21 protein-coding genes and 1 pseudogene are annotated in these 22,197 nt (G+C 38.7%); 10 read left to right on the plus strand and 12 right to left on the minus strand.

The window, feature by feature from the left end:
* The first annotated feature begins 152 nt into the window (after positions 1-152).
* The 3 genes from ACIQAA_RS05470 (at position 153) to ACIQAA_RS05480 (ending at position 3,521) form a co-directional block, all read left to right on the plus strand.
* Positions 153-1,208: a Vgb family protein gene (locus tag ACIQAA_RS05470; RefSeq protein WP_402616033.1), complete on the plus strand. Its 1,056-nt coding sequence runs from the start codon at positions 153-155 to the stop codon at positions 1,206-1,208.
* Positions 1,209-1,483: 275 nt separating this feature from the next.
* Entirely contained in the window at positions 1,484-2,035 is a 552-nt protein-coding gene (locus tag ACIQAA_RS05475) for an IS607 family transposase (protein ID WP_402616036.1), read from the plus strand.
* Between the two features lie 115 nt (positions 2,036-2,150).
* Positions 2,151-3,521 carry a hypothetical protein gene (locus ACIQAA_RS05480; protein ID WP_402616039.1) on the plus strand — a complete coding sequence of 457 codons (1,371 nt, stop codon included), beginning with the start codon at positions 2,151-2,153 and terminating at the stop codon, positions 3,519-3,521.
* Between the two features lie 409 nt (positions 3,522-3,930).
* On the opposite strand, the pseudogene ACIQAA_RS05485 reads toward ACIQAA_RS05480, so the two are convergent.
* Positions 3,931-6,120 (minus strand): annotated as a pseudogene (locus ACIQAA_RS05485) (DNA topoisomerase III).
* Positions 6,121-6,329: 209 nt separating this feature from the next.
* Between ACIQAA_RS05485 and ACIQAA_RS05490 the strand changes: the two are divergent.
* The 4 genes from ACIQAA_RS05490 to ACIQAA_RS05505 all read left to right on the plus strand — a co-directional run bounded on the left by ACIQAA_RS05490 (position 6,330) and on the right by ACIQAA_RS05505 (position 10,342).
* Positions 6,330-7,601: an MDR family MFS transporter gene (locus ACIQAA_RS05490; protein WP_402616042.1), complete on the plus strand. Its 1,272-nt coding sequence runs from the start codon at positions 6,330-6,332 to the stop codon at positions 7,599-7,601.
* A gap of 356 nt (positions 7,602-7,957) precedes the next feature.
* Positions 7,958-9,190, plus strand: coding sequence for an aminopeptidase (locus tag ACIQAA_RS05495; RefSeq protein WP_402616045.1), 1,233 nt, complete (start codon positions 7,958-7,960; stop codon positions 9,188-9,190).
* 78 nt (positions 9,191-9,268) lie between these two features.
* The gene (gene mscL / locus ACIQAA_RS05500; protein WP_402616048.1) at positions 9,269-9,643 is read left to right on the plus strand and encodes a large conductance mechanosensitive channel protein MscL; all 375 of its coding nucleotides are present in this window, start codon (positions 9,269-9,271) and stop codon (positions 9,641-9,643) included.
* Positions 9,644-9,706: 63 nt separating this feature from the next.
* The gene (locus tag ACIQAA_RS05505) at positions 9,707-10,342 is read left to right on the plus strand and encodes a Bax inhibitor-1/YccA family protein (RefSeq protein ID WP_402616050.1); all 636 of its coding nucleotides are present in this window, start codon (positions 9,707-9,709) and stop codon (positions 10,340-10,342) included.
* A gap of 34 nt (positions 10,343-10,376) precedes the next feature.
* Here ACIQAA_RS05505 and ACIQAA_RS05510 read toward each other — a convergent pair whose 3' ends face one another.
* The 8 genes from ACIQAA_RS05510 to safA form a co-directional block, all read right to left on the minus strand.
* A complete protein-coding gene (locus ACIQAA_RS05510; RefSeq protein ID WP_402616053.1) occupies positions 10,377-10,895 on the minus strand; it encodes an RNA polymerase sigma factor in 519 nt (172 codons plus the stop codon).
* Positions 10,896-10,983: 88 nt separating this feature from the next.
* Complete coding sequence (locus tag ACIQAA_RS05515; RefSeq protein WP_402616055.1) at positions 10,984-12,312, minus strand: oligosaccharide flippase family protein; 1,329 nt, start codon at positions 12,310-12,312, stop codon at positions 10,984-10,986.
* Positions 12,313-12,485: 173 nt separating this feature from the next.
* Positions 12,486-13,118, minus strand: a complete 633-nt coding sequence (locus ACIQAA_RS05520) for a response regulator transcription factor (protein ID WP_402616058.1) — start codon at positions 13,116-13,118, stop codon at positions 12,486-12,488.
* Positions 13,111-14,163: a sensor histidine kinase gene (locus ACIQAA_RS05525; RefSeq protein ID WP_402616061.1), complete on the minus strand. Its 1,053-nt coding sequence runs from the start codon at positions 14,161-14,163 to the stop codon at positions 13,111-13,113. The genes ACIQAA_RS05520 and ACIQAA_RS05525 overlap by 8 nt, the downstream gene beginning before the upstream one ends.
* A complete protein-coding gene (gene liaF / locus ACIQAA_RS05530) occupies positions 14,160-14,894 on the minus strand; it encodes a cell wall-active antibiotics response protein LiaF (protein WP_402616064.1) in 735 nt (244 codons plus the stop codon). Before liaF ends, ACIQAA_RS05525 begins: the two co-directional genes overlap by 4 nt.
* Positions 14,895-14,987: 93 nt before the next feature.
* Positions 14,988-15,632: a PspA/IM30 family protein gene (locus ACIQAA_RS05535; protein WP_402616067.1), complete on the minus strand. Its 645-nt coding sequence runs from the start codon at positions 15,630-15,632 to the stop codon at positions 14,988-14,990.
* Between the two features lie 18 nt (positions 15,633-15,650).
* On the minus strand, positions 15,651-15,998 hold the full coding sequence (locus tag ACIQAA_RS05540) for a lmo0954 family membrane protein (RefSeq protein ID WP_402616070.1): 348 nt from the start codon (positions 15,996-15,998) through the stop codon (positions 15,651-15,653).
* A gap of 141 nt (positions 15,999-16,139) precedes the next feature.
* The gene (gene safA / locus ACIQAA_RS05545; protein WP_402616073.1) at positions 16,140-16,754 is read right to left on the minus strand and encodes a SafA/ExsA family spore coat assembly protein; all 615 of its coding nucleotides are present in this window, start codon (positions 16,752-16,754) and stop codon (positions 16,140-16,142) included.
* Positions 16,755-16,850: 96 nt separating this feature from the next.
* Between safA and ACIQAA_RS05550 the strand changes: the two genes are divergently transcribed.
* Both ACIQAA_RS05550 and ACIQAA_RS05555 read left to right on the plus strand, forming a co-directional pair.
* Positions 16,851-17,225: a DUF1360 domain-containing protein gene (locus tag ACIQAA_RS05550; protein WP_402616075.1), complete on the plus strand. Its 375-nt coding sequence runs from the start codon at positions 16,851-16,853 to the stop codon at positions 17,223-17,225.
* A gap of 173 nt (positions 17,226-17,398) precedes the next feature.
* Positions 17,399-17,539, plus strand: coding sequence for a hypothetical protein (locus tag ACIQAA_RS05555; protein WP_402616078.1), 141 nt, complete (start codon positions 17,399-17,401; stop codon positions 17,537-17,539).
* Positions 17,540-17,584: 45 nt separating this feature from the next.
* Here the strand turns inward: ACIQAA_RS05555 and ACIQAA_RS05560 are convergent, their stop codons facing one another.
* Positions 17,585-18,721 (minus strand): trans-sulfuration enzyme family protein, encoded by a 1,137-nt coding sequence (locus ACIQAA_RS05560; RefSeq protein ID WP_402616081.1) that lies wholly within the window; start codon positions 18,719-18,721, stop codon positions 17,585-17,587.
* A gap of 176 nt (positions 18,722-18,897) precedes the next feature.
* Between ACIQAA_RS05560 and ACIQAA_RS05565 the strand changes: the two genes are divergently transcribed.
* Entirely contained in the window at positions 18,898-20,430 is a 1,533-nt protein-coding gene (locus tag ACIQAA_RS05565; RefSeq protein ID WP_402616084.1) for an FAD-dependent oxidoreductase, read from the plus strand.
* 62 nt (positions 20,431-20,492) lie between these two features.
* On the opposite strand, the gene ACIQAA_RS05570 is transcribed toward ACIQAA_RS05565, so the two are convergent.
* Together ACIQAA_RS05570 and ACIQAA_RS05575 are read right to left on the minus strand one after the other, a co-directional pair.
* Positions 20,493-20,627 carry a hypothetical protein gene (locus tag ACIQAA_RS05570; RefSeq protein WP_283863792.1) on the minus strand — a complete coding sequence of 45 codons (135 nt, stop codon included), beginning with the start codon at positions 20,625-20,627 and terminating at the stop codon, positions 20,493-20,495.
* 55 nt (positions 20,628-20,682) lie between these two features.
* A complete protein-coding gene (locus ACIQAA_RS05575; protein WP_402616088.1) occupies positions 20,683-22,152 on the minus strand; it encodes an amidase family protein in 1,470 nt (489 codons plus the stop codon).
* Positions 22,153-22,197 lie beyond the last annotated feature (45 nt).

The following is a 22,197-nucleotide window of genomic DNA, read 5'->3' on the forward strand; positions in this document are numbered from 1 at the left end:
CCATTAGGCGTGACTACCTAAAGTTAAAATTGTGTTTTTTTATCAGAGGGGTTGTCCCATACAAAAAGCTCTCAAACGAATAGATTAATAATAGATTTAAAAATATTTTTTAAATCTAAAACAATATTAATAGAAGGGAGTTTTTATCTAGAATGAAACGACATGACTATCTTTACATTGGAGACGGCTTCGACAACACCGTAAAGACATTTGATGCAGAATCGGGCAGGTTCCTTGGAAGATTTGTTCCATCAGGTGACAATGGCTTAAATGGTCCCCGAGGGCTTATCTTCGACCATAATGGTAATCTCCTTGTTACTAACCAAAACGTAGATCCTCCACCTCCTCCAGCACCTCAAAATGGAAGCATTTTAAAGTACGACAGACACACTGGACAGTTTCAAGGATTTCTCGTCCATCCCAATGACCCTAACGCCCCTTTCGCCCCGCGCGGTATCGTGCTTTCGAAACAAAATATTCTGTTTGTGGCAGACACTATTGTACAGAACGGACTGAATGGAGAAGTGCGGACATATGATGGTACCACTGGGGTGTTTCAGGGGAATCTTGAACACCCACCTGGAGTACAGTTTTTCCCCCGAAGTGTAGTAATTGGTCCGGACGGCTTGTTATATGTGTCCGTCCGCAATAACCCTAATACTGCAGAAGGTCAGCTCGGTGGACGGGTAGTGCGCTATAATCCGAAAACCGGGGAATTCATTGATGTGTTCATTGAGGGTGATTCCATCCCCGATTTTAACCGTCCGGAAGGTTTGGTCTTCGGTCCTGATGGCAACCTCTATATCACCAGTTTCAGAAGGGACCCAAATGACACAGACAAAATTCTTATCTTTGACCGTAAGGGCAGATTTCTTGACAAGATTGATCTCTATGCCCTCGGACAGCCCCGCGCCTTTGCGCAGGCAATCCTGTTTGGTCCAAACGGCAAACTGTTTGTCCCTATAACAGGACCGGGTCCCGCCGTTACTGGCCAGCCTTTGGGACCTGATACAGGTTCTGTACGTCGCTACAACGTTAAGACCAAAACATTTGATGTGTTTGTGAGTCCGGCTCTTCTGGGAGGACCGTTAACGGAGCCGTGGTATTTGACATTTGGCAAAACGGACCCCGCAACACTAGCTTACGGGCATGACCAGAAAGAAAGCAGCGACCGTGATCACCACCATGATGATGAAAGCAGTGACTAGAATAGTAGTTAAGATTTGAATATATAAGGAAAGACCGCTACTTGTGTTTAGATAGCGGTCTTTCTTTGGACAAGGTGTAACTTTTCTAAAAGGTCTTTGATTTGTTTTAATATATTCCTTACAGTGAGGTGAGTTCGCCAAGTTTCTAACATTACACAGGTCAAGGTGGTAAAAACAGCTGTCAATAAAATATAAAAAAATGTAATAATTTGTACAAAATAACATTGTAAAAGGGATTCTGAATGGTAGTAAAATAGATATAGAGGTGATTCTCTATGTCTATTTTTTTATCGCAGAAACAGGCGCGTGAATTTCTAAATATTACTCGAACCACCATATTACGTTGGGAAGAACAGGGTAAAATCAAAGTCTATAAAACAAGCGGGGGGCACCGAAGGTATCTAAAAAGCGATTTAGAAAAGATAATTGGCATGGATGCTGTCGAATCTGAGATAAAATCAACATCCATTTGTGTCATTTATGCGCGAGTTTCTACAAAAAAACAAGAGATAACAGGAAATTTGGATCGTCAAGTAGGAAGGTTCACCTCTTTTGCTTTAGACAGCCGAATGTCCATTTCACATGTAATCAAAGAAGTTGCCAGTGGAATTAATGAAAATAGGAAAGGAATAAAAAGTTTACTATCTATTATTGATAAAGAACCCATTCAATATTTAGTTATCGAGTATAAAGATCGATTGGCCAGATTTGGGTACAATTATTTAGAGGCTTACTGCAGGTCTCATGGGGTTGAAATCATCACCATTGAACAACAGGAGAAGAAGGAGCTTAATGAGGAAATGGTCGAAGAGGTTCTAAGAAAATGAAAAAGACGCTTTTAGAGTTGGATAAGGAGGGTCAGGATGTCAAAGAAAGCCCATTACATTTACAGGGGTTATCTTAAATCCTCCGGTAAGCGAATCCATGATTCTGGATGAACTCATGCGTAAATTTCAATCCGCTAAACGTTTTATTCGCGAACGCATCTTTGATGGATTGGACCGAAAGAATGCAGTCGCGAAAGCTAAGCCACTATTTCTAAATAACTCCCGCTATATGAGGGATGCGTTTCTTGAAGCAGAAGCTTCCATTTCCTCGCAAAAGGAATTGTTGCCTTTATATATTGAGCAATACAAGACAGCTATACAAAAATTAGAAAAGAAAATAGAGAAAATCCAAAAATCCAGAAAGTCCAATAAGGAAGACCTCATCCTTTATAATCAGTACCGAATCAAAAAATTAACCAAGAAAATAAAGTATTATCAATATCATATTGATAACGGTAGTGTTCCAAAAGTCGTGGACGGTACGAAGAAAAGGCTTATCCTTTTAAATAAGCATAAAATCACCAAACAGGAGTGGATTGATTCACGAACCAACGCTCTTTTTTCTCGCGGGGAAGCCTCTAAAGCAGGGAATGAAAATATCAAATTGCATCATTTACAAGACCGATCCGTAGAAATGAATGTGCTGAACCCATTGTCCTCTAAAAGAAATGACCGACTGCGTTTTGAAGTCCAATTCTCCGAAAAACACATCTTGACGATTTTTACCTATCTTTCAAGTGGAAAGGCCTATAGTGTCCGAATTCTAAGAGAAAACGGAAAATACTATGTCCACTTAACCTTCAATCAACAGTTAGAATCCGCCTATAATTTCACAAATGGCTGTGCAGGCATTGACATCAATCCTGACAATTTAGCCGTTAGCATCGTTCATCCTAATGGGAATATTAGAGTAAGCAAAGTATTTTGGATGGATGATGTTAATAGCGTTCGCTCAGAGAAACGGAATTGGACGATAGGAAACATCGTTGCTTCCGTCATCGAATGGATAAAATCGGTTGGCATCGACATCATCACGATTGAAGATTTATATTTTAAAAACGATTTAAGCAAAAATACTAAATTCAATCGCATGAGCAGTAATTTTGTGTATCGAAAAATCATCACCACTTTGATTTCTAAAAGCATTAAGGAGCGAGTAACGCTTGCGCAGGTTCCCGTCTATTATTCTTCTTTAATAGGACGGGTTAAATATCAAAAAACATACGGACTCTCCATTCATCAAAGTGCTGCCCTCGTATTAGCGAGGAGAGCAATGGGCTTTAAAGAAAAAATTCCGAATCAGATGATGCCAGTCCTTTTTGCCAAGGAAGCAAAAAAGGGGCATTCGTTGAGTGATTTATTTAAACATTGGAAGAAAGGACAAGCCTGGTTTTCTACCCTAAGGGAAAGGGCCAATCAAAATCATGAACCATACAAGCATTGGTATATAGATGAGTTTATAGAGTACGCAGACGTACATGTTTAGTGTAACGATATTCAAGCCTTTATTTTAGTACGGACATTCTCAAGAATGTGAAAATTCCCACTGAAGGATTGCCGTAAGAGGATAAAGGTAGCCCAGGTAACTCCTGCCCTATGGTGTGCTCTGATAGAAGAGATCGAAAGACATAGGTGTTCATAAGAAGGTTAAACCCTAGACCAGCGAAGGGTTGGACAAGTGTCTTTACTTGCAAGTCTAAGGCAAATGTTACGATTTGTTATGATTTGAAAGAGCTGGTTCTCACGATACAGGTATTATGTACTTACGCTAACTGGGTGCTTTAATTCCATAAGCAAAAATTTTAAAAAAGGCTTTATATACAAGATTTTATGCATAACTCGTATATAAAGCCTTTATTTCTTAAAAAAAACATTTTAATTGGAACACATACACCTTATTTTAGATTCAACTTCTTTAAAGCATCTGCTAAAGCTGTATTAATTGGCTCTTCTTCCTTGTTTTGGTTTTTCAGATACTTTTGCACCGTACGTTTATCCACTTTACCAGTAGATTCTTTTTTGCGGCGCGCTTCGAAAGCAGATAGTTTCTCACGGTAACCGCATTTACAAGCGAAGATTTGTCCTTCCCCTTCGCCGCGAAGCTCCAGTTTTTTATGGCATTGTGGGCAGCGGGCATTTGTGACTCGCGAAACATTTTTTCGATGTCCACATTCACGGTCTTGGCACACAAGCATTTTTCCTTTTTTACCATTAACCTCAAGCATTGGTTTTCCACAGTCCGGACAATGTTTTGTTGAGATATTGTCGTGTTTATACTTTTTATTACTCGATTTAATTTCAGCGACAATTTCTTTTGTGTATTTTTTCATTTCGCTGATAAAAACATCTTTTTTCAACTTACCATGGGCAATTTGATCAAGCTTTTGTTCCCACTCAGCCGTTAAGGCAGGTGACTTTAGTTCATCAGGCACCAAATCCAGCAATTGACGTCCTTTTGATGTAAGGTGAATGTCTTTGCCACGCTTTTCGATTAAAAATGAATTGAACAGCTTTTCAATAATATCAGCACGTGTAGCGACAGTTCCTAATCCACCAGTCGATTTTAACGTTTCAGCCAGTTATTTATTATTGGTTTCCATATACTTCGTTGGATTTTCCATTGCCGTCAGTAATGTTGCCTCATTAAAACGGGCAGGCGGATTAGTTTGACCTGATGTTTGAGCAATGAGTTTCACGTTTAAGGTAACGCCTTTTTCGATGCGAGGAAGGATTTGTTCCTTAAGGTCGTCTGTTGCATCCTCGTCTTCAAAGCGATTCTCGTATACCTCTTTCCATCCACTTGATAAAATAGTTTTTCCCCTTGCAACAAAGTTCTCCTCTCCGATTTTTGCACGAAGGGTTAACTGTTCATACTCAAATGCTGGGAATAACACCGCTAAGAATCGTTTTACCACTAAGTCATATATTTTCCGCTCTTTATCTGTGAAGGCTGAGAAGTTGACATAACTTTCTGTTGGAATAATCGCATGGTGATCAGATACTTTGCTGTCATCCACAAATGCTTTCGAAACTTTTATCGGCTTGCTTAAGATTTTATTCGTTAACGGACGATATTCTCCAACACCACAAGCTCTCAAACGTTCTGGAAGCGTACCAACTATATCTGATGAAAGGTAACGTGAGTCTGTGCGAGGATAGGTTAAGACTTTATGCTGCTCATAAAGTTTTTGCATAATATTTAACGTTTCCTTTGCAGAGTACCCAAACATTTTATTCGCATCGCGCTGGAGTTCAGTTAAATCATAAAGTCCAGGTGAAAAAGATTTTTTCTGTTTTTTCTCAATTTCTTTTATAATGGCGTTTTGTCTGCCCAGTTTTTTCACAACTGCGGCGACTTTCTCTTTATCAAAGCTACGGCTATTTCCTTTTGCATCCTGCCAAGTCAATTTTAAATTGTCTGATGTTTGCGCTTCGATACCGTAATACGTTTGAGGTTTGAAGTTTTTAATTTCGTCCTCCCGTGCTGCAATGATAGCAACCGTAGGGGTTTGAACCCGGCCACAGTTTAGCTGGGCATTAAAACGGGTTGTTAATGCACGTGTTGCATTCAGACCAATATACCAATCCGCTTCTGACCGTGCAACAGCAGATGAATATAAATTTTCATAGGCTTTACCCGGCTTCAAGTTCGCAAAGCCATCTTTAATTGCTTTATCCGTAACGGAAGATATCCATAGACGTTTTGTAGGTTTATTAACCTTTGCCTTAACAAGTATCCACCTTGCAACTAATTCCCCCTCACGACCACTATCTGTTGCAATAACAACCTCCCCGACATCAGAGCGTTGCAGTTGGCTTTTCACAGCATGAAACTGCTTGCTCGTTTGCTTTATAACAACAAGCTTTAACTCGTTTGGAAGCATCGGTAAATCTTCTAGTTTCCAGGATTTATATTTATCGTCATACACTTCCGGATCTGCAAGGGTAACTAAATGTCCAAGTGCCCAAGTAACTATATATTTATCTCCCTCTAAAAAACCGTTACCTTTTTTATTACAATTCAATACTCGTGCTATATCTCGAGCGACAGAGGGTTTTTCGGCTATAACTACACTTTTTTTCATTATAAACATCCTTTCAGTGAACCATTGAATAATAATATAGCATATTATTACTTGAATTACAGAATAGCATTACTTAAATAAAGCTCTGAAAGACTAGGACTAGAAACCGGATAGGTATTCATTATTACCTATCTTTTTCTTGTATTTATCTCTTTGAGGATAGTATGATGAAAAAGCGCTATCATACATATTTGTTTCGGAGGTACAGCATGAGGATTAGAGATTGGGATCCTAATTTAAAGGTGCGTTTATTTAGCGAAGCCATGATGAACATTACTTTTTGGATGTTCTTTCCTTTTCTGACGATCTATTTCGCAGATGAATTCGGTAAAAGCAAAGCTGGTTTATTATTGGTATTTTCACAGATTTTTTCAGTCATCGCGAACTTAATGGGCGGATACTGTGCCGATCGTTTTGGGCGTAAACGGATGATGGTTCTTTCAGCCATTGGACAAGGTCTTTCTTTTTTAGCTTTTGCTGCAGCTAGTTCTCCTTGGCTTCAATCACCTTGGGTGGGATTTATCGCCTTTGCAATTGCTGGTGTATTCGGCTCATTTTATTGGCCAGCCAGTCAAGCAATGGTCGCAGATGTCGTTGACGAAAAAGATAGAAGCAATGTATTTGCCATTTTCTACACTTCCATTAATATCGCCGTGGTAATTGGTCCTATTTTAGGGGCAATTTTTTATGTAAACTATCGTTTTGAAACTTTACTCTTTGCTGGTATTGTTTGTATGTTACTAGGCTTAATCTTAGCAAAATGGACAAGAGAGACAGCACCGTTACAAAAAGCCGATCCCTTGGATGCTGACCGAAAATGGTACTATTTCCTTCAAAACCAGCTGAAGGATTACACTTTAATCATAAATGATAAAACCTTCCTTCTTTTTATTATTGCAGGTGTTTTAGCAGGTCAAACTTTTATGCAATTGGATTTATTATTTCCTGTTTATATGAAAGACGTAATTGATCTTCAAACTCTGTTTTCAATAGGTGACTGGTCATTTACCGTTAAAGGTGAGCAAGCCTTTGGAATTGTGCTTGCTGAAAACGGCTTTCTTGTGGCTTTATTAACGGTTGTGATTACAAAATGGATGGGAAAATATAAAGAACGAAATGTGTTTGTTTTTTCCTCCGTTATTTATGCGATTTCGATTGTACTCTTTAGTCAAACTCATTGGATCTGGGGATTTATTATCGCGATGGCGGTGTTTACTTTTGCGGAGTTAATGGGAGCTGGAATTCAACAAAGCTTTGTTTCGAAACTTGCACCTGAGCATATGCGAGGACAATATTTTGCTGCAGCCAGCTTACGTTTTACAATCAGCCGCACCATTGCTCCCTTATCGATCCCATTGACCGTTTTGATTGGGTATGAGTGGACATTTTTCGTATTATGCCTTCTGGCGCTTGCAAGTGCAGGATTGTATTGGATAATGTTTTATTCCTTTGAAAAGAAAACTGCATTGGATCCTAATTAGGATTTTTTGTTCAAAAAATCGCCAATGAATTGTACTAAAATGTTCACATTTTACTGGTTTACTATTATAATTAATTTGTAATCGTTTTCTAATATAAGGATGGTGGTATTAATGGAATTATCCCAATTTATGTCCCCCACTTCATGGTCCGGCATTATTACATTTTTAGTATTATTTTCTGCAGGTGTTTATTTTAATATAAAAGTATATGGAAGCAAATTAGAGTAGAGATTCACATCCCTGCTTATTTTTTTACCTAATTTTAAAGTGAACCACTTTAAACTGTTATCAGTTTCTTTTTCATATTAAAACGGCTAAAATGAAAAAGGAAGATTCTGAAAAAAGGAGACCATAATATGAGTGAATTTCAAAGAAACCTTGAGAAATATGCAGAGCTTGCTGTTAAGGTGGGTATAAATATTCAGAAGAACCAAACCTTGGTTGTCATTGCCACGTTAGATGCCGCAGAATTTGTCCGCCAGGTTGTGAAAAAGGCCTATGAGGCGGGTGCACATAACGTTGTGGTTAACTGGAACGACGATGTTGTATCTAGAACAAAGTATGAATTAGCACCAGATGATGCTTTTACTACATATCCTGTTTGGCGTGCAAAAGAGATGGAAGACTTGGTCGAACAAGGCGCTGCCTTTATGTCGATCGTTTCCTCTAGCCCTGACTTATTAAATGGGGTAAATCCAGAACGTATTTCTAACTTCCAAAAAGCTGCTGGAACTGCTTTAGCTAATTACCGTAAAGCTGTTCAATCTGATAAAGTGAGCTGGACAGTGATTGCTGCACCATCTCCTGAATGGGCTGCAAAGGTATTCCCTGACGCACCAAGTGATCAACAAGTTTCATTACTTTGGGACGCCATCTTCAAAGCTGTTCGTGTCGATACTGAAAATCCTGTAGAGGCTTGGAAGAAGCACGATGAAACCTTACATGAAAAGGTTAACTATTTAAATGAAAGACACTATCAAAAGCTTCACTATACTGCACCAGGAACAGACTTAACAATCGAACTCCCGCATAACCATCTATGGGTTGGGGCTGGCAGTATAAATGAAAATGGTTTTGAATTTATGGCGAATATGCCAACAGAAGAAGTCTTCACCGTTCCTCATCGTGATGGTGTAAATGGTACCGTTGCAAGCACAAAGCCATTAAGCTACGGCGGAAATATTATTGACCGCTTCTCTGTTACCTTTGAAAACGGCAGAATTGTTGATTATAAGGCTGAAGAAGGTGAGGAGTTCTTAAAGCGTTTAGTTGAAACGGATGAAGGCTCGCATTATCTTGGTGAAGTAGCACTCGTTCCTTTTAATTCACCAATTTCACAATCTAATGTACTATTCTATAATACTTTGTTTGATGAAAATGCTTCAAACCACTTAGCAATCGGAAGCGCTTATGCGTTCTGTATTGAAGGCGGTAAGAAAATGTCCGCTGAAGAACTAAAAGAAAATGGTCTAAATGACAGTATTACACATGTCGATTTTATGATTGGCTCTCAAGATATGGACATCGATGGCATTAAAGCCGATGGAACAAGCGAACCGGTATTTAGAAAAGGCAATTGGGCATTTTAATGATATAATAAATGGAGCAGCTTCTGAATAAGAAGCTGCTCTTTGCTGATTATACAGATGAAATTTGGAGGTTTTTTTATGTTAAATGAGTTTAAGAAGTTTGCCATGAGAGGCAATGTGATTGATCTCGCTGTCGGTGTGGTGATTGGCGGAGCATTCGGGAAAATCGTTTCCTCACTTGTTGCAGATATTATTATGCCAATCGTTGCCATGCTCGTGGGAAGGGTTAGTGTCGCGGACCTAGCGTTTGGGGAAGTAAGATATGGGGTATTCCTACAATCGATTATCGATTTCTTAATCATTGCTTTTTCTATATTTATGTTTGTTAAATTCCTTTCTCGTTTTAAAAAGAAAGAAGAAGAAGTTAAAGTGGTGGTTCAAATTGACAAGAAAGAAGAATTACTTGCTGAAATACGAGATTTATTAAAAGCAGAAAAAGATTTTTCTAGATAAATGAAACATCTTGACCTTTTCTTCGTATATTCTAGATATAAACTATTTTCGAGGTGAAAAAAATTGTATACACAAACATCTACTGAATTTTTGCCATCTGTTATTAGGACATTCGCTCTTTCTTTAGCCATCGCCTTCGTTGGGACCATGGCAGGAACCTTTGTACCGCCGGCATTATTTTTACCATTAGCAATCCTTGAATTCGTTTTGTTGATGATTGCCTTTTTCTTTAGACGCAAAAAAGCAATATCTTATACTTTCCTGTATGTCTTCACTTTTATTTCAGGGATAACACTGTACCCGATTGTTTCTTATTATGCCATGACTGCTGGGGCAAACGTTGTCATGATGGCATTCGCTAGTACCACTGTAGTGTTTACAGGAGTAGCCATTTATGCCACTAAATCAAAACGAAATTTCTCCTTTTTAGGTGGATTTTTACTTGCTGCCTTGCTTGCTTTAGTTGCAATATCTATCTGGCATATTTTTATGCCGTTAAGTTCTACAGCAATGTTGGCCTTCTCATTTATCGGAGTAGTGGTATTCAGCGGCTACGTTCTATATGATTTCAACCGTATGAAGCATTATGGTGTAAGTGCTGAAGAGGTTCCTTTGATGGCATTAAATCTTTACTTAGACTTTATCAATCTATTCGTAAGCATTTTGCGCATCTTCGGAATTCTTTCATCTAAGGAATAATAATAGAAGCCGGGAGTTTTCTCCCGGCTTTTTATTATGCAAAGGATTGGAGCTTCGGTCTAAGGTGCTCTTTTCCTCTTTTCATTCTAGTTTTCACTGTTGATATTGGGATATTACTTCTTTTTGATATCTCAATTAAAGTAAGGTCTTTAAAATAATATAGAAAAATAGCAGACTGATATATCTCAGGTAACGTCTTGACACTTTCAGCCATTTTTTTCACAGTATCTTTATGTAAGACCTCTTCTTCTGGAAGAGGAGGAGATTCAACTGCAGCAGAATAAGCATACACCTCTTCCTTCCAAAACTGTTTTGTTTTATTTTCTTTTCGCCAATAATCCTTGCATTTATTTCTAGCTATTGTAAATAACCAACTTCTCAACCGTGTAGGGTCCTTAATCGTATGAAATGCCAAATATGCAGAAACCAGGACCTCTTGGTACAAGTCCTCTGAAAGTTCTTTTTGTCTAACTAATGAAAATATATAGTTAAAAATGGCTTTCCCATGTTCTTTCACCATAACTTCAAACGAATCAGTCATATTATCCCGCATTTTTTCAAACCTTCTTTCCTTTTAAAACCTCTTAAACTAATAGACGGAATAAACATGTCCAACCCCTACACTAACCAGCATTTTTTTCTTAATTATTTTTCTGTATAAGACCTTTCATAAAGATCGAAACACCAATACTTTTACAAATGCTCAAATAATGCATCAATGCCAATAAAATTGAACCGGTATTCATAGCGATAATTACACCGTCCATCCTCCATTCAGGGCGTGATGATAGGACAATGATGATTGCAAAAGAGACAATTGTTGACCAAATACCATGAATAAACGTTTCCTTTATAAGTCCTAAGCCAATTAAAAATGCTTGCATTGGCATCACAAAAAAATGGAATAGAAAAAACGGCCAGAGCATTTGTAAATAACTAGCGGCAGTTGAAGATTCAAAGAATATGGAAGTTAGCTGCGGGGCAAAAACATAGAAAACAACCACGGCTGGCACCCCATAAAGAAATGTAAGCATCATTACTTGTGAAAGCATTTTTTGCAATGTTGAGTAATCTCTATTCGAATACGTTTTCGAGACAGCCGGTATTAAAACAGTCATTAAAGAATGAGCAATGAACGCCGGGAAAAAACCAATTGACGCGGCAACTCCCATTAGCATGCCAAAGTGCTCAGTCGCAATGGTTTCCGACAGTCCAGACCGAACCAATGCCGCCTTTATTAAAAAGGGTTGTATCGCACCTGTCAAAGCGGAGAATAATCGTAACCCTGTCGTTGGTACCGAGACGGCCATTAAATTTTTCCGAACAGCTTTACGATTTAAATTGGAAAAGGGCATTCGTTTAAGCTGCTGAAATTGAATAATTAACATGTAGCATAAATAAAGAAACACAGCAATTTCACTGCCAATAAATGAAGCAATTGCAATGAGTACCGAGGCTTCTGAGTCAAATTGAAAGAAACGAAATAAAAGATATAGTAATACTAGTTGAACTGATTTTCTTATGAAATTAGCAATGGCGATTTTCCCCATCTTGTGCCTGCCCATAAAATAACCCCGTGCTACAGAGGTAAAGGATATGACAGGTACGAGCAGAATAATAAACCATCTTGTATAAGGATGGTAACCATCAAAAACTGAAATAAACGGAATAAGAACCATAGCGAACACCAAGAGGATACTCGTAAAAATAATGGTAATCGTAATGGCATGATATAGGATGTTTCGATGAAACCTATCTTCTTTTTCAGCAACAAACTTTGATATTGAGACCGGCAGCTCAAAGCTTGACAATAGGACTAGCAGATATATGGATGGAAGGATAGACATATATAAACCTAATCCATGCTTGCCCAATTCTTTTGCTAGAATTAAATTAACTAAGAACTCTACACCTTCCCCTAAAAAAGCGGATAGGGCTAAAAATAATATCCCTTTGTAAAAGATAGCCATTACGAACTCCCCTTTAAAACAATCTCACTTTTAATAAGCTATGAGACAAGTTCTAAGATTAGTAGGGAAATTTTTTCAAGGGCTGTGTTAAATTTGTATGTTGATTTGATAGTTTGCTTTAACACAGCCAATCCAATATAAAAAGGACCTTTCCAGTCCTTTTTAAAAGAGGGTTATTTAATTAAGGCATGTTTGAAGGCGTAGATGACTGCTTGTGTTCGGTCTTGGACGTTTAGTTTACTTAATATGTTACTGACATGGGTTTTTACGGTTTTTAATGCGATATATAATTCGTCAGCGATGTCCTGGTTGGTTTTCCCCTCTGCCATTAACATTAATATTTCCATTTCGCGGGTAGTGAGTTCTTCGTGTGGCAGATGCTGCTGTTTCTGGCGCATTTTAACCATCATTTTTCCTGTTACTTCAGGCTCAAGAACGGACTGGCCATGATATGTAGCGCGAACTGCATTAGCAATTTCATCTGCTTTTGAAGTTTTTAACATATAGCTGACAGCACCGGCTTCTAGTGCAGGATACACCTTTTCATCGTCTAAAAAGCTGGTGACGATGATAACTTTTGCTTCAGGCCATTTTTCGATAATTTGCTTTGTTGCTTCAATCCCGTCCATTTCCTTCATGACTAAATCCATTAAAATAATATCAGGTCTGAGTTCAAGTGCCAGTTCAACACCCCTTTTACCGTCAGCCGCCTCACCTACGACTTCAATGTCTGGCTGTGCTGATAGATAAGCGGAAACTCCAATTCTCACCATCTCATGATCATCAACAAAGACTACTTTAATCATTTACACCATCTCCATTTGTCATAACAGGTACCTTCACTTCCAGCCTTGTACCTTTACTCTTAACACTAATTACCTTTAAAGTGCCGCCAACTTCAAGTGCCCTCTCATGCATATTCTGCATTCCATATGATCCAGCCTTCATGTTATCAACTTCAAAACCTGTCCCGTCGTCGACAATTCTTAAAATGACCAGGTCATCCCGCTTTATCAATAAAACCTCAAGTTTGTTCGCCTTTGAATGGCGAAGGGTATTGGATACAGACTCTTGAAGGATACGGAAAAGATGATCTTCAATTCCTTTATCAAGTGAAAATGCTTCTACCTTCCACTTAATTTCCATTGTTACTTTCTGTGATAATTCGATTAACAACTCTTCAATTCCTTCTTGCAGCGTTTTATTTTTTAACGCAACTGGACGCAAATGAAGAAGCAGGGCACGCATTTCAAGTTGAGACTGATGAATCATTTCCTCCACCATTTTCAACTGCTTCGCTTCCCTATCCTCTTCATTCGCACCTTGTCTAGTTGTATTGATGGCCGACATCATCATCGATGCTGCAAATAATTGCTGACTGACGGAATCATGTAATTCACGGGCGAGGCGGTTTCGTTCCTGTTCAATTATTTCTTGAATCCTCGCTTCCTGATCTTCAACCTTTTCTGTAGCCAATCGTTGTGAAAGTTTGGCTTGTTCAGACATTTGCCGGCCTATCCGATCAATCTGTTCCGCTATACTTTGCATTTCTGTTATGGTTTGCTTTCCGTCAGAACCAATTTGTTTCCCCTGCTCTAACTGGTGCAATGAATGCTCAACAGCCTGAAACTGTCTTCTCCAGAAAATACCCGAAAATATGCCCAATAGGATTCCAAGAGCAATACTGAATGCTGGAATAAATATGACAAATGGGATATCCATAAAATGCCGATTCCATAGTTCAGACCAATCTGATATCGGAAAAACAATGATAAAGGTGGCGGCAACAACAAGAGCAATCATCATTGAAAAAGCGATATTCCAAACAACCTGCCTTTGGATTGTGCTCATATCCTGCTCACCTCTAAATTGCCAACTAACAAGGAGGTAAAGATTTTCACCTTTTGCTCTGCCTGGTCATAGCCAGCAGTCTTCAGGTGGAAAGCCTGGTTAAAAACCTGAGCCTGATGATTTTCAAAAACCGTTGTCGCGCCAATAACAGACGAGTGATGAACGCTTACTTCTATTTCATATGGTATTTGGATTTGTATATTGCCAATGACATTTCGGATAAAGATAATGGTTTCACCCTTAGGCAGTACAGTATAACTTAAATCTATGATTGTATCTCCAATCCCGGATTGGATGTTAATGTCATTCCATTCATAAACACTGCTAGGTGTTTTTTGCTGTCCAAAAAATATATTTTCAAAGAGCGGCTTGGTCTTAATCAGCGTCTCTTCCTGCTGAACCTGCTCTGATTCTTTGATATCTAATGTAATCTTACTAGGATTCTTTTTAGAGTTAGAATATTGAATAATAAAATGCAAAAGAATAGCCAGCAATAAAAACTTGAAGGTCATCATGCTAAACACACTGATTAATAAAAAAATAATCCCAGCAAAGAAAAGAACTTTTCCGCTCCTCTTCCCTGCTTTTCTTCTGCCTATATAAATGAGTCCACTTGAAAATACGAGGGAGAATATTAGACCACTGTTGAAAAATAGAATTTCTAACAGCAGAACGACAACCCCAATTACAACTAGCCATCCCGTATAATCATGTTTCGCATTTTTAAACATTTGGCCTACCCCTCCCTTGTTGGTTTTTGTTCCATGATATGGCCAAAAAGGTGCATACAGACTGCACCTTTATAGGATACCATGTTTTGGTTATTAAATGGACTTGCTTTCTTCTAATTTCATTTCTTTTTCTAATTGTGCAATTCTTGCATCAATGGTATCGCGGTAATAAGAACTTTTTACTTGATGATCTAAACGATCTAAGTAAGAGTCAATTTCTTGAAAACGCGCGTTTGCATTGCCAGCGGTCTGATTTGAGTCCAATACTTGATTCATTCGATGATTAGCACGGGTAACATTCTCACGGCCCATTAATTCCAATCGACGGATTTGCATATCTTTTAACTTATGTTTCATTTCCTCATATTTTCTTTCTAATTCACCAAGCTGTCCTTTCACCTGCTCTAGTGAATCCCTAAGACGTTCAACACGACTTGAGTATTGCTGATGTTCTGCTGCAGCAAATTCATACAGCTCAGTTTCACCTGCTTTAGAAGCAATCTCCGCCTGATATTTCCTCTTTTCTGCCAATTCCACTGCTTGAGAATATTCTCTAGTGAATTCATCTTTTAGTGCGTATTGACGTTCCACAAGCTTTCTAACTTTGTCGGTCTCTTGTTCACATTGACGAAGATATTGGTTTAGCAGGGCAATTGGATTTTGCTTTTCTTTTTGATCAACTGCAGCATGTAAATCCGCCATAATCGTATCTTTAATTCTAGTTAATAGGTTTGTCATTTTATATCTCTCCTCAGATTAGTTTTTATTTAATTCATGCCATTGTTTTTCAAAATTTACAAAAGGGTCAGACTCCTCTTTTACAACAGTCTTTTTACTGCTATTCCAGTTTTTATAAACCAGATAAAGTACATAGGCAGCAACAACACCAATAATTGCTGGAGCGTTATGAATAGAGGCCATTAGGACAAAAAAACCGATAATCCCAAGAACAATCTTGCCTCCTGTTGATTCAGACTTTAAGAACTGTTTAAAAATGAAGTACAGAACTGCAAGACCAACTAGTAATCCTATCATCGGACCTATTGATGAAAGTAAAATGATCGCTGCAATTCCGCCAGCTAGTAGTAATCCAAATTTTTTCATTTTGTATTTCCTCCTTTCTTTATCTTGATTTCATCTTACCTCTATTCCAAATTTCTCATAACGAACCAGCGCTTTATTTTCATATCGGTCTTGAGACGTAGAAAGGGTCAGTCCCTTGTGAGGTACTGACCCTTTTGGCGATTATTTAGCGATAAACATCTGTGTCCAATAATGTCTTTGCGATCCGCCTTGTGCGTAACCAACGCCAATATGTGTATATCTTGTGCTTAATATATTGGCACGGTGCCCCGAGCTGTTCATCCATGCGTTGACAACTCCCTGTGCCGTTGTTTGCCCTGCTGCAATATTTTCGGCGGCGGCGCGATAGGAGATACCAAAATTCTTCATCATGGTAAATGGACTGCCGTATGTCGGACTAGTGTGGCTGAAATAGTTATTATCCCTCATGTCCACCGATTTATATCGTGCAACCCTTGATAGTTCCCAATCTTGTGTCAAAGGTCCTAAACCATTTTTCGCCCGTTCTTGATTCGTTAATTCGACAACTTGGCTTTCAATGCTTTTGGTTGCATCATAATTAGGAATTGTAACCTTATTTCCAGGATAAATCAGGTTTGGGTTACTAAATTGCGGATTCGCTGAGATGATTTCAGATATCCCAACTTGGTAACGAACGGCAATTTTCCAAAGTGTGTCTCCTGGTTGAACGGTGTAAATTTGCTGGGCAAACGACACATTTGGAATACTAAAAAGTGATAGTAAAAACAGTAAACTTAACCAAAATGATTTTTTCATTTTTTCGCCTCCTCCGATATATATTTTTGATTTCAGGTCCAAAATATACAGACGGTCAAACTAAAATTTTTTATGTAAAGTTCGGAGGAAAAAAGTGTGAGAGACATTTCGTGGATTACCTATGTCATGTTAATTTTGGCAAGCTATCGGTTAACCCATTTAATTGTTTTTGATAAAATTACTGAATTTATACGTAAGCCATTTATGAAGAAAATTAAAGTAGAAACCAATCATGGAGTCGAAACGAAGGAAGTACCAAAAGGCATGTTCGGGTATTTATTGAAATGTTATTGGTGTGCCGGCGTCTGGAGTGCGATATTTCTTGGAGGCGGATATCTACTTTTTCCCCGGGTAACGTTTGTGATCATTTTGATTTTTTCAATCGCAGGCGGTCAATCCATCATTGAAACGTTTGTCGGAGTAAATATTAAGAAAGTAGATTATTATGCGGATTTAGAAAAGAAAAAATAAATAATACAATGCTCCCCCTTTCGCATAAACATTAGAAAAGCGGAAGGCGCCTGCTTATCGGCGACAAGCATAAGACGAGCCGGCATGAAGGTTGCTCTTTAACCTTCTTGACGGATTGGCTTATGACCTCGAGCCGATGGCGCCTGTAGCTGGACAATGAAGGGGGGATTTTAATGGCTGGATGGTGGGTCACTACCATTGGGTTTATCATTTGTCTTGGTTTTGTTGGGGGTACAATGGTTTATTTTTTAAGAGGGACGCTTAACTCTGAAGACTCCACCCGTATTGACCCGGTTAAAAAAGAAACGGACTAATCTTATAACAATAAAGTGAAGAACCCTGGATTCTAGGGTTCTTATTTATATTGATTTTTCAATTGCTTTTTCAAATTCTGCAATAATATCCTCGGCATGTTCGATTCCTACAGAAATGCGGACTACCTCTTTGGTAATGCCTAATGCTTCACATGCTTCTCGCGGAAGAGAGCGATGGGAAGTGGTTAGTGGATGGGAAACAGTTGTTTCAACTCCAGCAAGTGTTGGAGCAATCTTGATCCATTCTAACGAGCGGAAAAAGTGATTGGTATCCACCTTTTTCGAAAGCTCGATGGTTACCATTGCGCCAAAACCTTCTTCTTGTTCAAATGGGTAGTATACTTTTTCAACAAAAGTGTTATGTGCCAATGCTTTAGCTAATTTCTTTGCGTTACCGGATTGAGCTTTCATTCTCAGGGCTAATGTTTTTAAACCGCGGCATGTCAGCCAGGCTTCAAATGGACTGACATTCGTGCCTAGGTTAACAATTTTAGCGCGGGCACTGGAAACTAAATCCTCTCTACCTGTAAGAACACCAATGGTTACATCGCTATGACCGCCAATGTATTTGGTTGCACTGTGAACTACTAAATCAATGCCCATTGGATATGGCTGACAATGGTATGGAGTGGCAAATGTATTATCAACCAAGGTATTAAGCTGGTGCTTACGGGCAAGTTCTACTACTCCTTTAATATCCTCCACCCTTAACAATGGATTTGTTATGGATTCTGTATAAAGAAGTTTTGTATTCTCTTTAATCTCTTTTTCTACATCATCAAGATTTTTAAAAGAGACGAACGTCGTTTCAATCCCGAATTGATTTAATTCTTCTTTTAACATATGGAAGCTGCCGCCATATAAATCATCTGCTGCTATAATATGGTCTCCGTTTTTTACTACTGCCAAAACACCAGCTAATATCGCTGACAATCCCGAAGAAGAGGCGACACCTGCGGGAGCACCCTCGAGTCTTGCAACGGCTTCCCCTAGTTCATCTGTATTGGGATTTCCTACACGAGAATAAAGATACTGACCATTCCCGTGATAAAAGCCTTCTAGTTCCTCAAGATCTTTAAAGACAAATGCAGAGGTCTGATAAATTGGTGTAACTTTACTTACAATTTTACTATTACTTTTTTTCCCGCCATGTAAAATTTCTGTCTCAAATCTCTTCCCCATATCAGCACCTCTTCTAAATTTACAAAATAGTTTCTATATTATAAAAAATATCAATACCGACATCTTTCGTCAATCCAAATCTATTTTCAAATAATATTTTTTTAAAAATAACCATTACATGATTTCGTTAAACTTGGAAAAATTAATCATATGTATATAGTACTGGAGGAGGACATATGAGCTCATCTGAAAGCACCCACCATTTTCCTAGAACCTATTGGCGTGAAATAGAGTTACCCACGTTTGAAAAGTTGAATGAAGATACTACGGTTGACGTTGCCATTGTCGGTGCAGGTATAACAGGTATTACTGCTGCTTATTTGCTAACCAAAAAAGGCGTAAAGGTAGCAATTATTGAAGCAGGCGGAGTGTTAAACGGGACCACAGGTCATACAACCGCAAAGCTGACCGCTCAGCATGGATTGATATACGATGAATTAATCAGTCATTTTGGGGAGGAAAAGGCTAAATTATATTTCGAATCCACTTCTAATGCCATTAAATTCGTTGAGAATACCTCCAAGGAAAAAGGAATAGATTGTGATTTTAGTAAACAAGATGCTTTTGTTTATGCCACATCTGATCAGTATGATAAGAAACTTGAAACAGAAATGTCTGCTTATCAAAGGCTCGGGATTGACGGTGACCTAGTAGGAAACATTCCCTTTGATATTCAAATAAAATCTGCGCTATTAATGCGGAATCAGGCACAATACCATCCACTGAAATTTTTAAAAGGGCTGTTAGAAGAGGCGGTCAAGGCGGGGTGTATGGTTTATGAAAATTCAGTTGCAGCAGGAATCGAGGATGTCGAAACAACCCAGCCAAAAGTAAAGATAAAGGGTGGACATAAAGTAGCCTGCAACCATGTGATTATTGCCTCCCATTTCCCATTTTATGATAAACCAGGTCTCTATTTTGCAAGGATGTATGCGGAAAGATCTTACGCCATCGGGATTAAAACCAATAAGGAATATCCTGGCGGAATGTATATCAGTGCTGACAGTCCGACACGCTCTATTCGCTATACACCAATTGATGGGGGAAATCTCCTTATTCTTGGCGGCGAAAATCATAAGACAGGTCAGGGTGTTGATACGTTAAGCCACTTTGTTGCACTTGAGTCGTTTGCAAAAGATGTGTTTGACCTTTCTGAATATCACTACCGTTGGTCTGCACAGGATTTAGTGACATTGGACAAGGTGCCTTACATCGGTCCACTCACTAGAGATAAAGAGCATATTTTAGTCGCAACCGGCTATAAAAAATGGGGCATGACTTCCGGCATTCTTGCAGGGCATTTACTTACTGATTATGTATTAAACCATGAAAACCCATATAAGCAATTGTATACTCCATCACGTTTTGACGCAGACCCAGATATTAAATCATTTATTTCAACTAATGCAGACGTGGCCAAACACTTAATTAAAGGAAAACTTGAGTTTGTGCCAAAGGATCCTGGGGATTTAGTAAATGGAGAAGGTTCTGTTGTCATGCATAAAGGGCAGCGTGCTGGCGCCTATAAGGATGAAAACGGAAAGCTTTATATTGTGGATACCACTTGTACGCATTTAGGCTGTGAATGTGAATGGAATCATGCAGAAAAATCATGGGACTGCCCATGTCATGGTTCACGGTTCGCTTATAATGGGGAAGTAATTGAAGGACCAGCAAAAAAGGCACTAAAGTATGTTGGTGATGACTAATATCAATCAGATATCTACAATTTCATAAAAATGAAACGCCTCCTGTATAGGAGGCGCTTTCTTTATTTTCCATGTGGACGGTTACGTTTTAATTTTTCTCCAGTTTCAAATTCAACAAGTTCTTCAGGCGTTCTCATTGCCTCTTTACGATTGTTATTTCGCTGGGCATTGGCATTACCGAGTTTCTGTCTACCCACACTATCATCTCCTTTTTAGAGAATACATAAATAGTATGAGTGAAAATAAATGAAGTTATTCTCCCACAAGAACTGGTGCTTTACGGAACTTCGTAAATTGTTCAAAAGCAAAAGCGGCTTCAATCAACGTGGGTTCACTATAAGCGGTTCCGGCAAAAGTAATTCCAACCGGTTCTCCGATAGACGTATAACCAGCAGGAACTGCAATTGTCGGATAGCCAGCTTTCGCACTAATATGCGAGGCCTCTTCACTTGGAAAAAGAATAAGATCCAATTGATACTTCTCAATCGCATAATCAATTCCCTGTTGGGTAGAATGATAATAATCAAATTCCAACCAATCCACATAATCCGCTTCCGTTAAAGAACCACTAGTTGCTTCTGATTGAATCAGGACTTCCTGTCCATACTTAAGCATTGTTTCTTCATTTTCCTTATTAAATTGAATTAAATCGCTCAACGTTCTAATTGGTATAGAGGGATGAAGTTTGTTCAAATAAGCATTTAAGTCTGGTTTAAATTCATATGTTAATACGTCATACCGCCACTTTTCATTCGCAGATGGAATGTCTATTTGTTCAATAATCTCCGCACCCGCTGCCTCCAAAACAGCGACAGCGTCATGGAAAATCTTAAGCATTTCTTCACTTAAATGTTCGATGAATCCATCTAAAGCAATGCCAATCCGTTTTCCCTTGAGTCCATCTTTACGTAAATGTTCAGTAAAGTCTTTGGATGCGAGTGGATTTGTTTTTGTTATTGGATCTTCTTCATCTCTTCCTGTCAATGCATTCAAAAGAATGGCCGCATCTCTGACAGTCCTAGCCATTGGCCCGGCTGTATCCTGGGTATGAGCAATCGGTATGATACCTCTTCTGCTGATTAGACCTACTGTTGGTTTAATTCCTACTAATGAGTTTTGGCAGGATGGATTCAAAATCGATCCTGACGTTTCTGTTCCAATCGCTGCAGCTGCTAAATTCGCAGCAATAGCTGCACCGGAACCTGAACTAGAGCCGCCAACATCAAATTGTCCTGGACCATAAGGATTTAATACCTGACCGCCGCGAGAGCTATAGCCACTTTTCATTCCATAAGCCATGAAGTTTGCCCATTCTGTCATATTCGTTTTACCAAGAATTACTGCGCCTGCTGCGCGAAGCTGTTCCGCCACATAAGAATCTCTTAACGCAACAGAATCCTTTAATGCTAAAGAACTGGCGCTAGTATGCATTTTATCAGCAGTATCAATATTGTCTTTTATCAAAATGGGAATACCGTGCAGTGCAGTGCGTGGTCCCGTTTCTTTCCGCTCAGCGTCAAGTGCAGCTGCGATATGAAGAGCATCAGGGTTGACCTCAAGGATTGAGTGGATACTTTTATCATAAACAGAAATTCTATGTAGATACATCAATACAAGTTCTTTAGATGTCAGCTCTCCGCTTGACATTTTTTCCTGCATTTGAGTGATAGTCGCTTCCTCAATCCAATGATCAAGGTATTTAGTTAACTTTGGATTTTCCATGTTTCTTCCCCCCATTATTATAAATTTTATAATAGAAAGAAAAAT

The sequence above is a fragment of the Neobacillus sp. NPDC093182 genome (genome assembly GCF_044754045.1).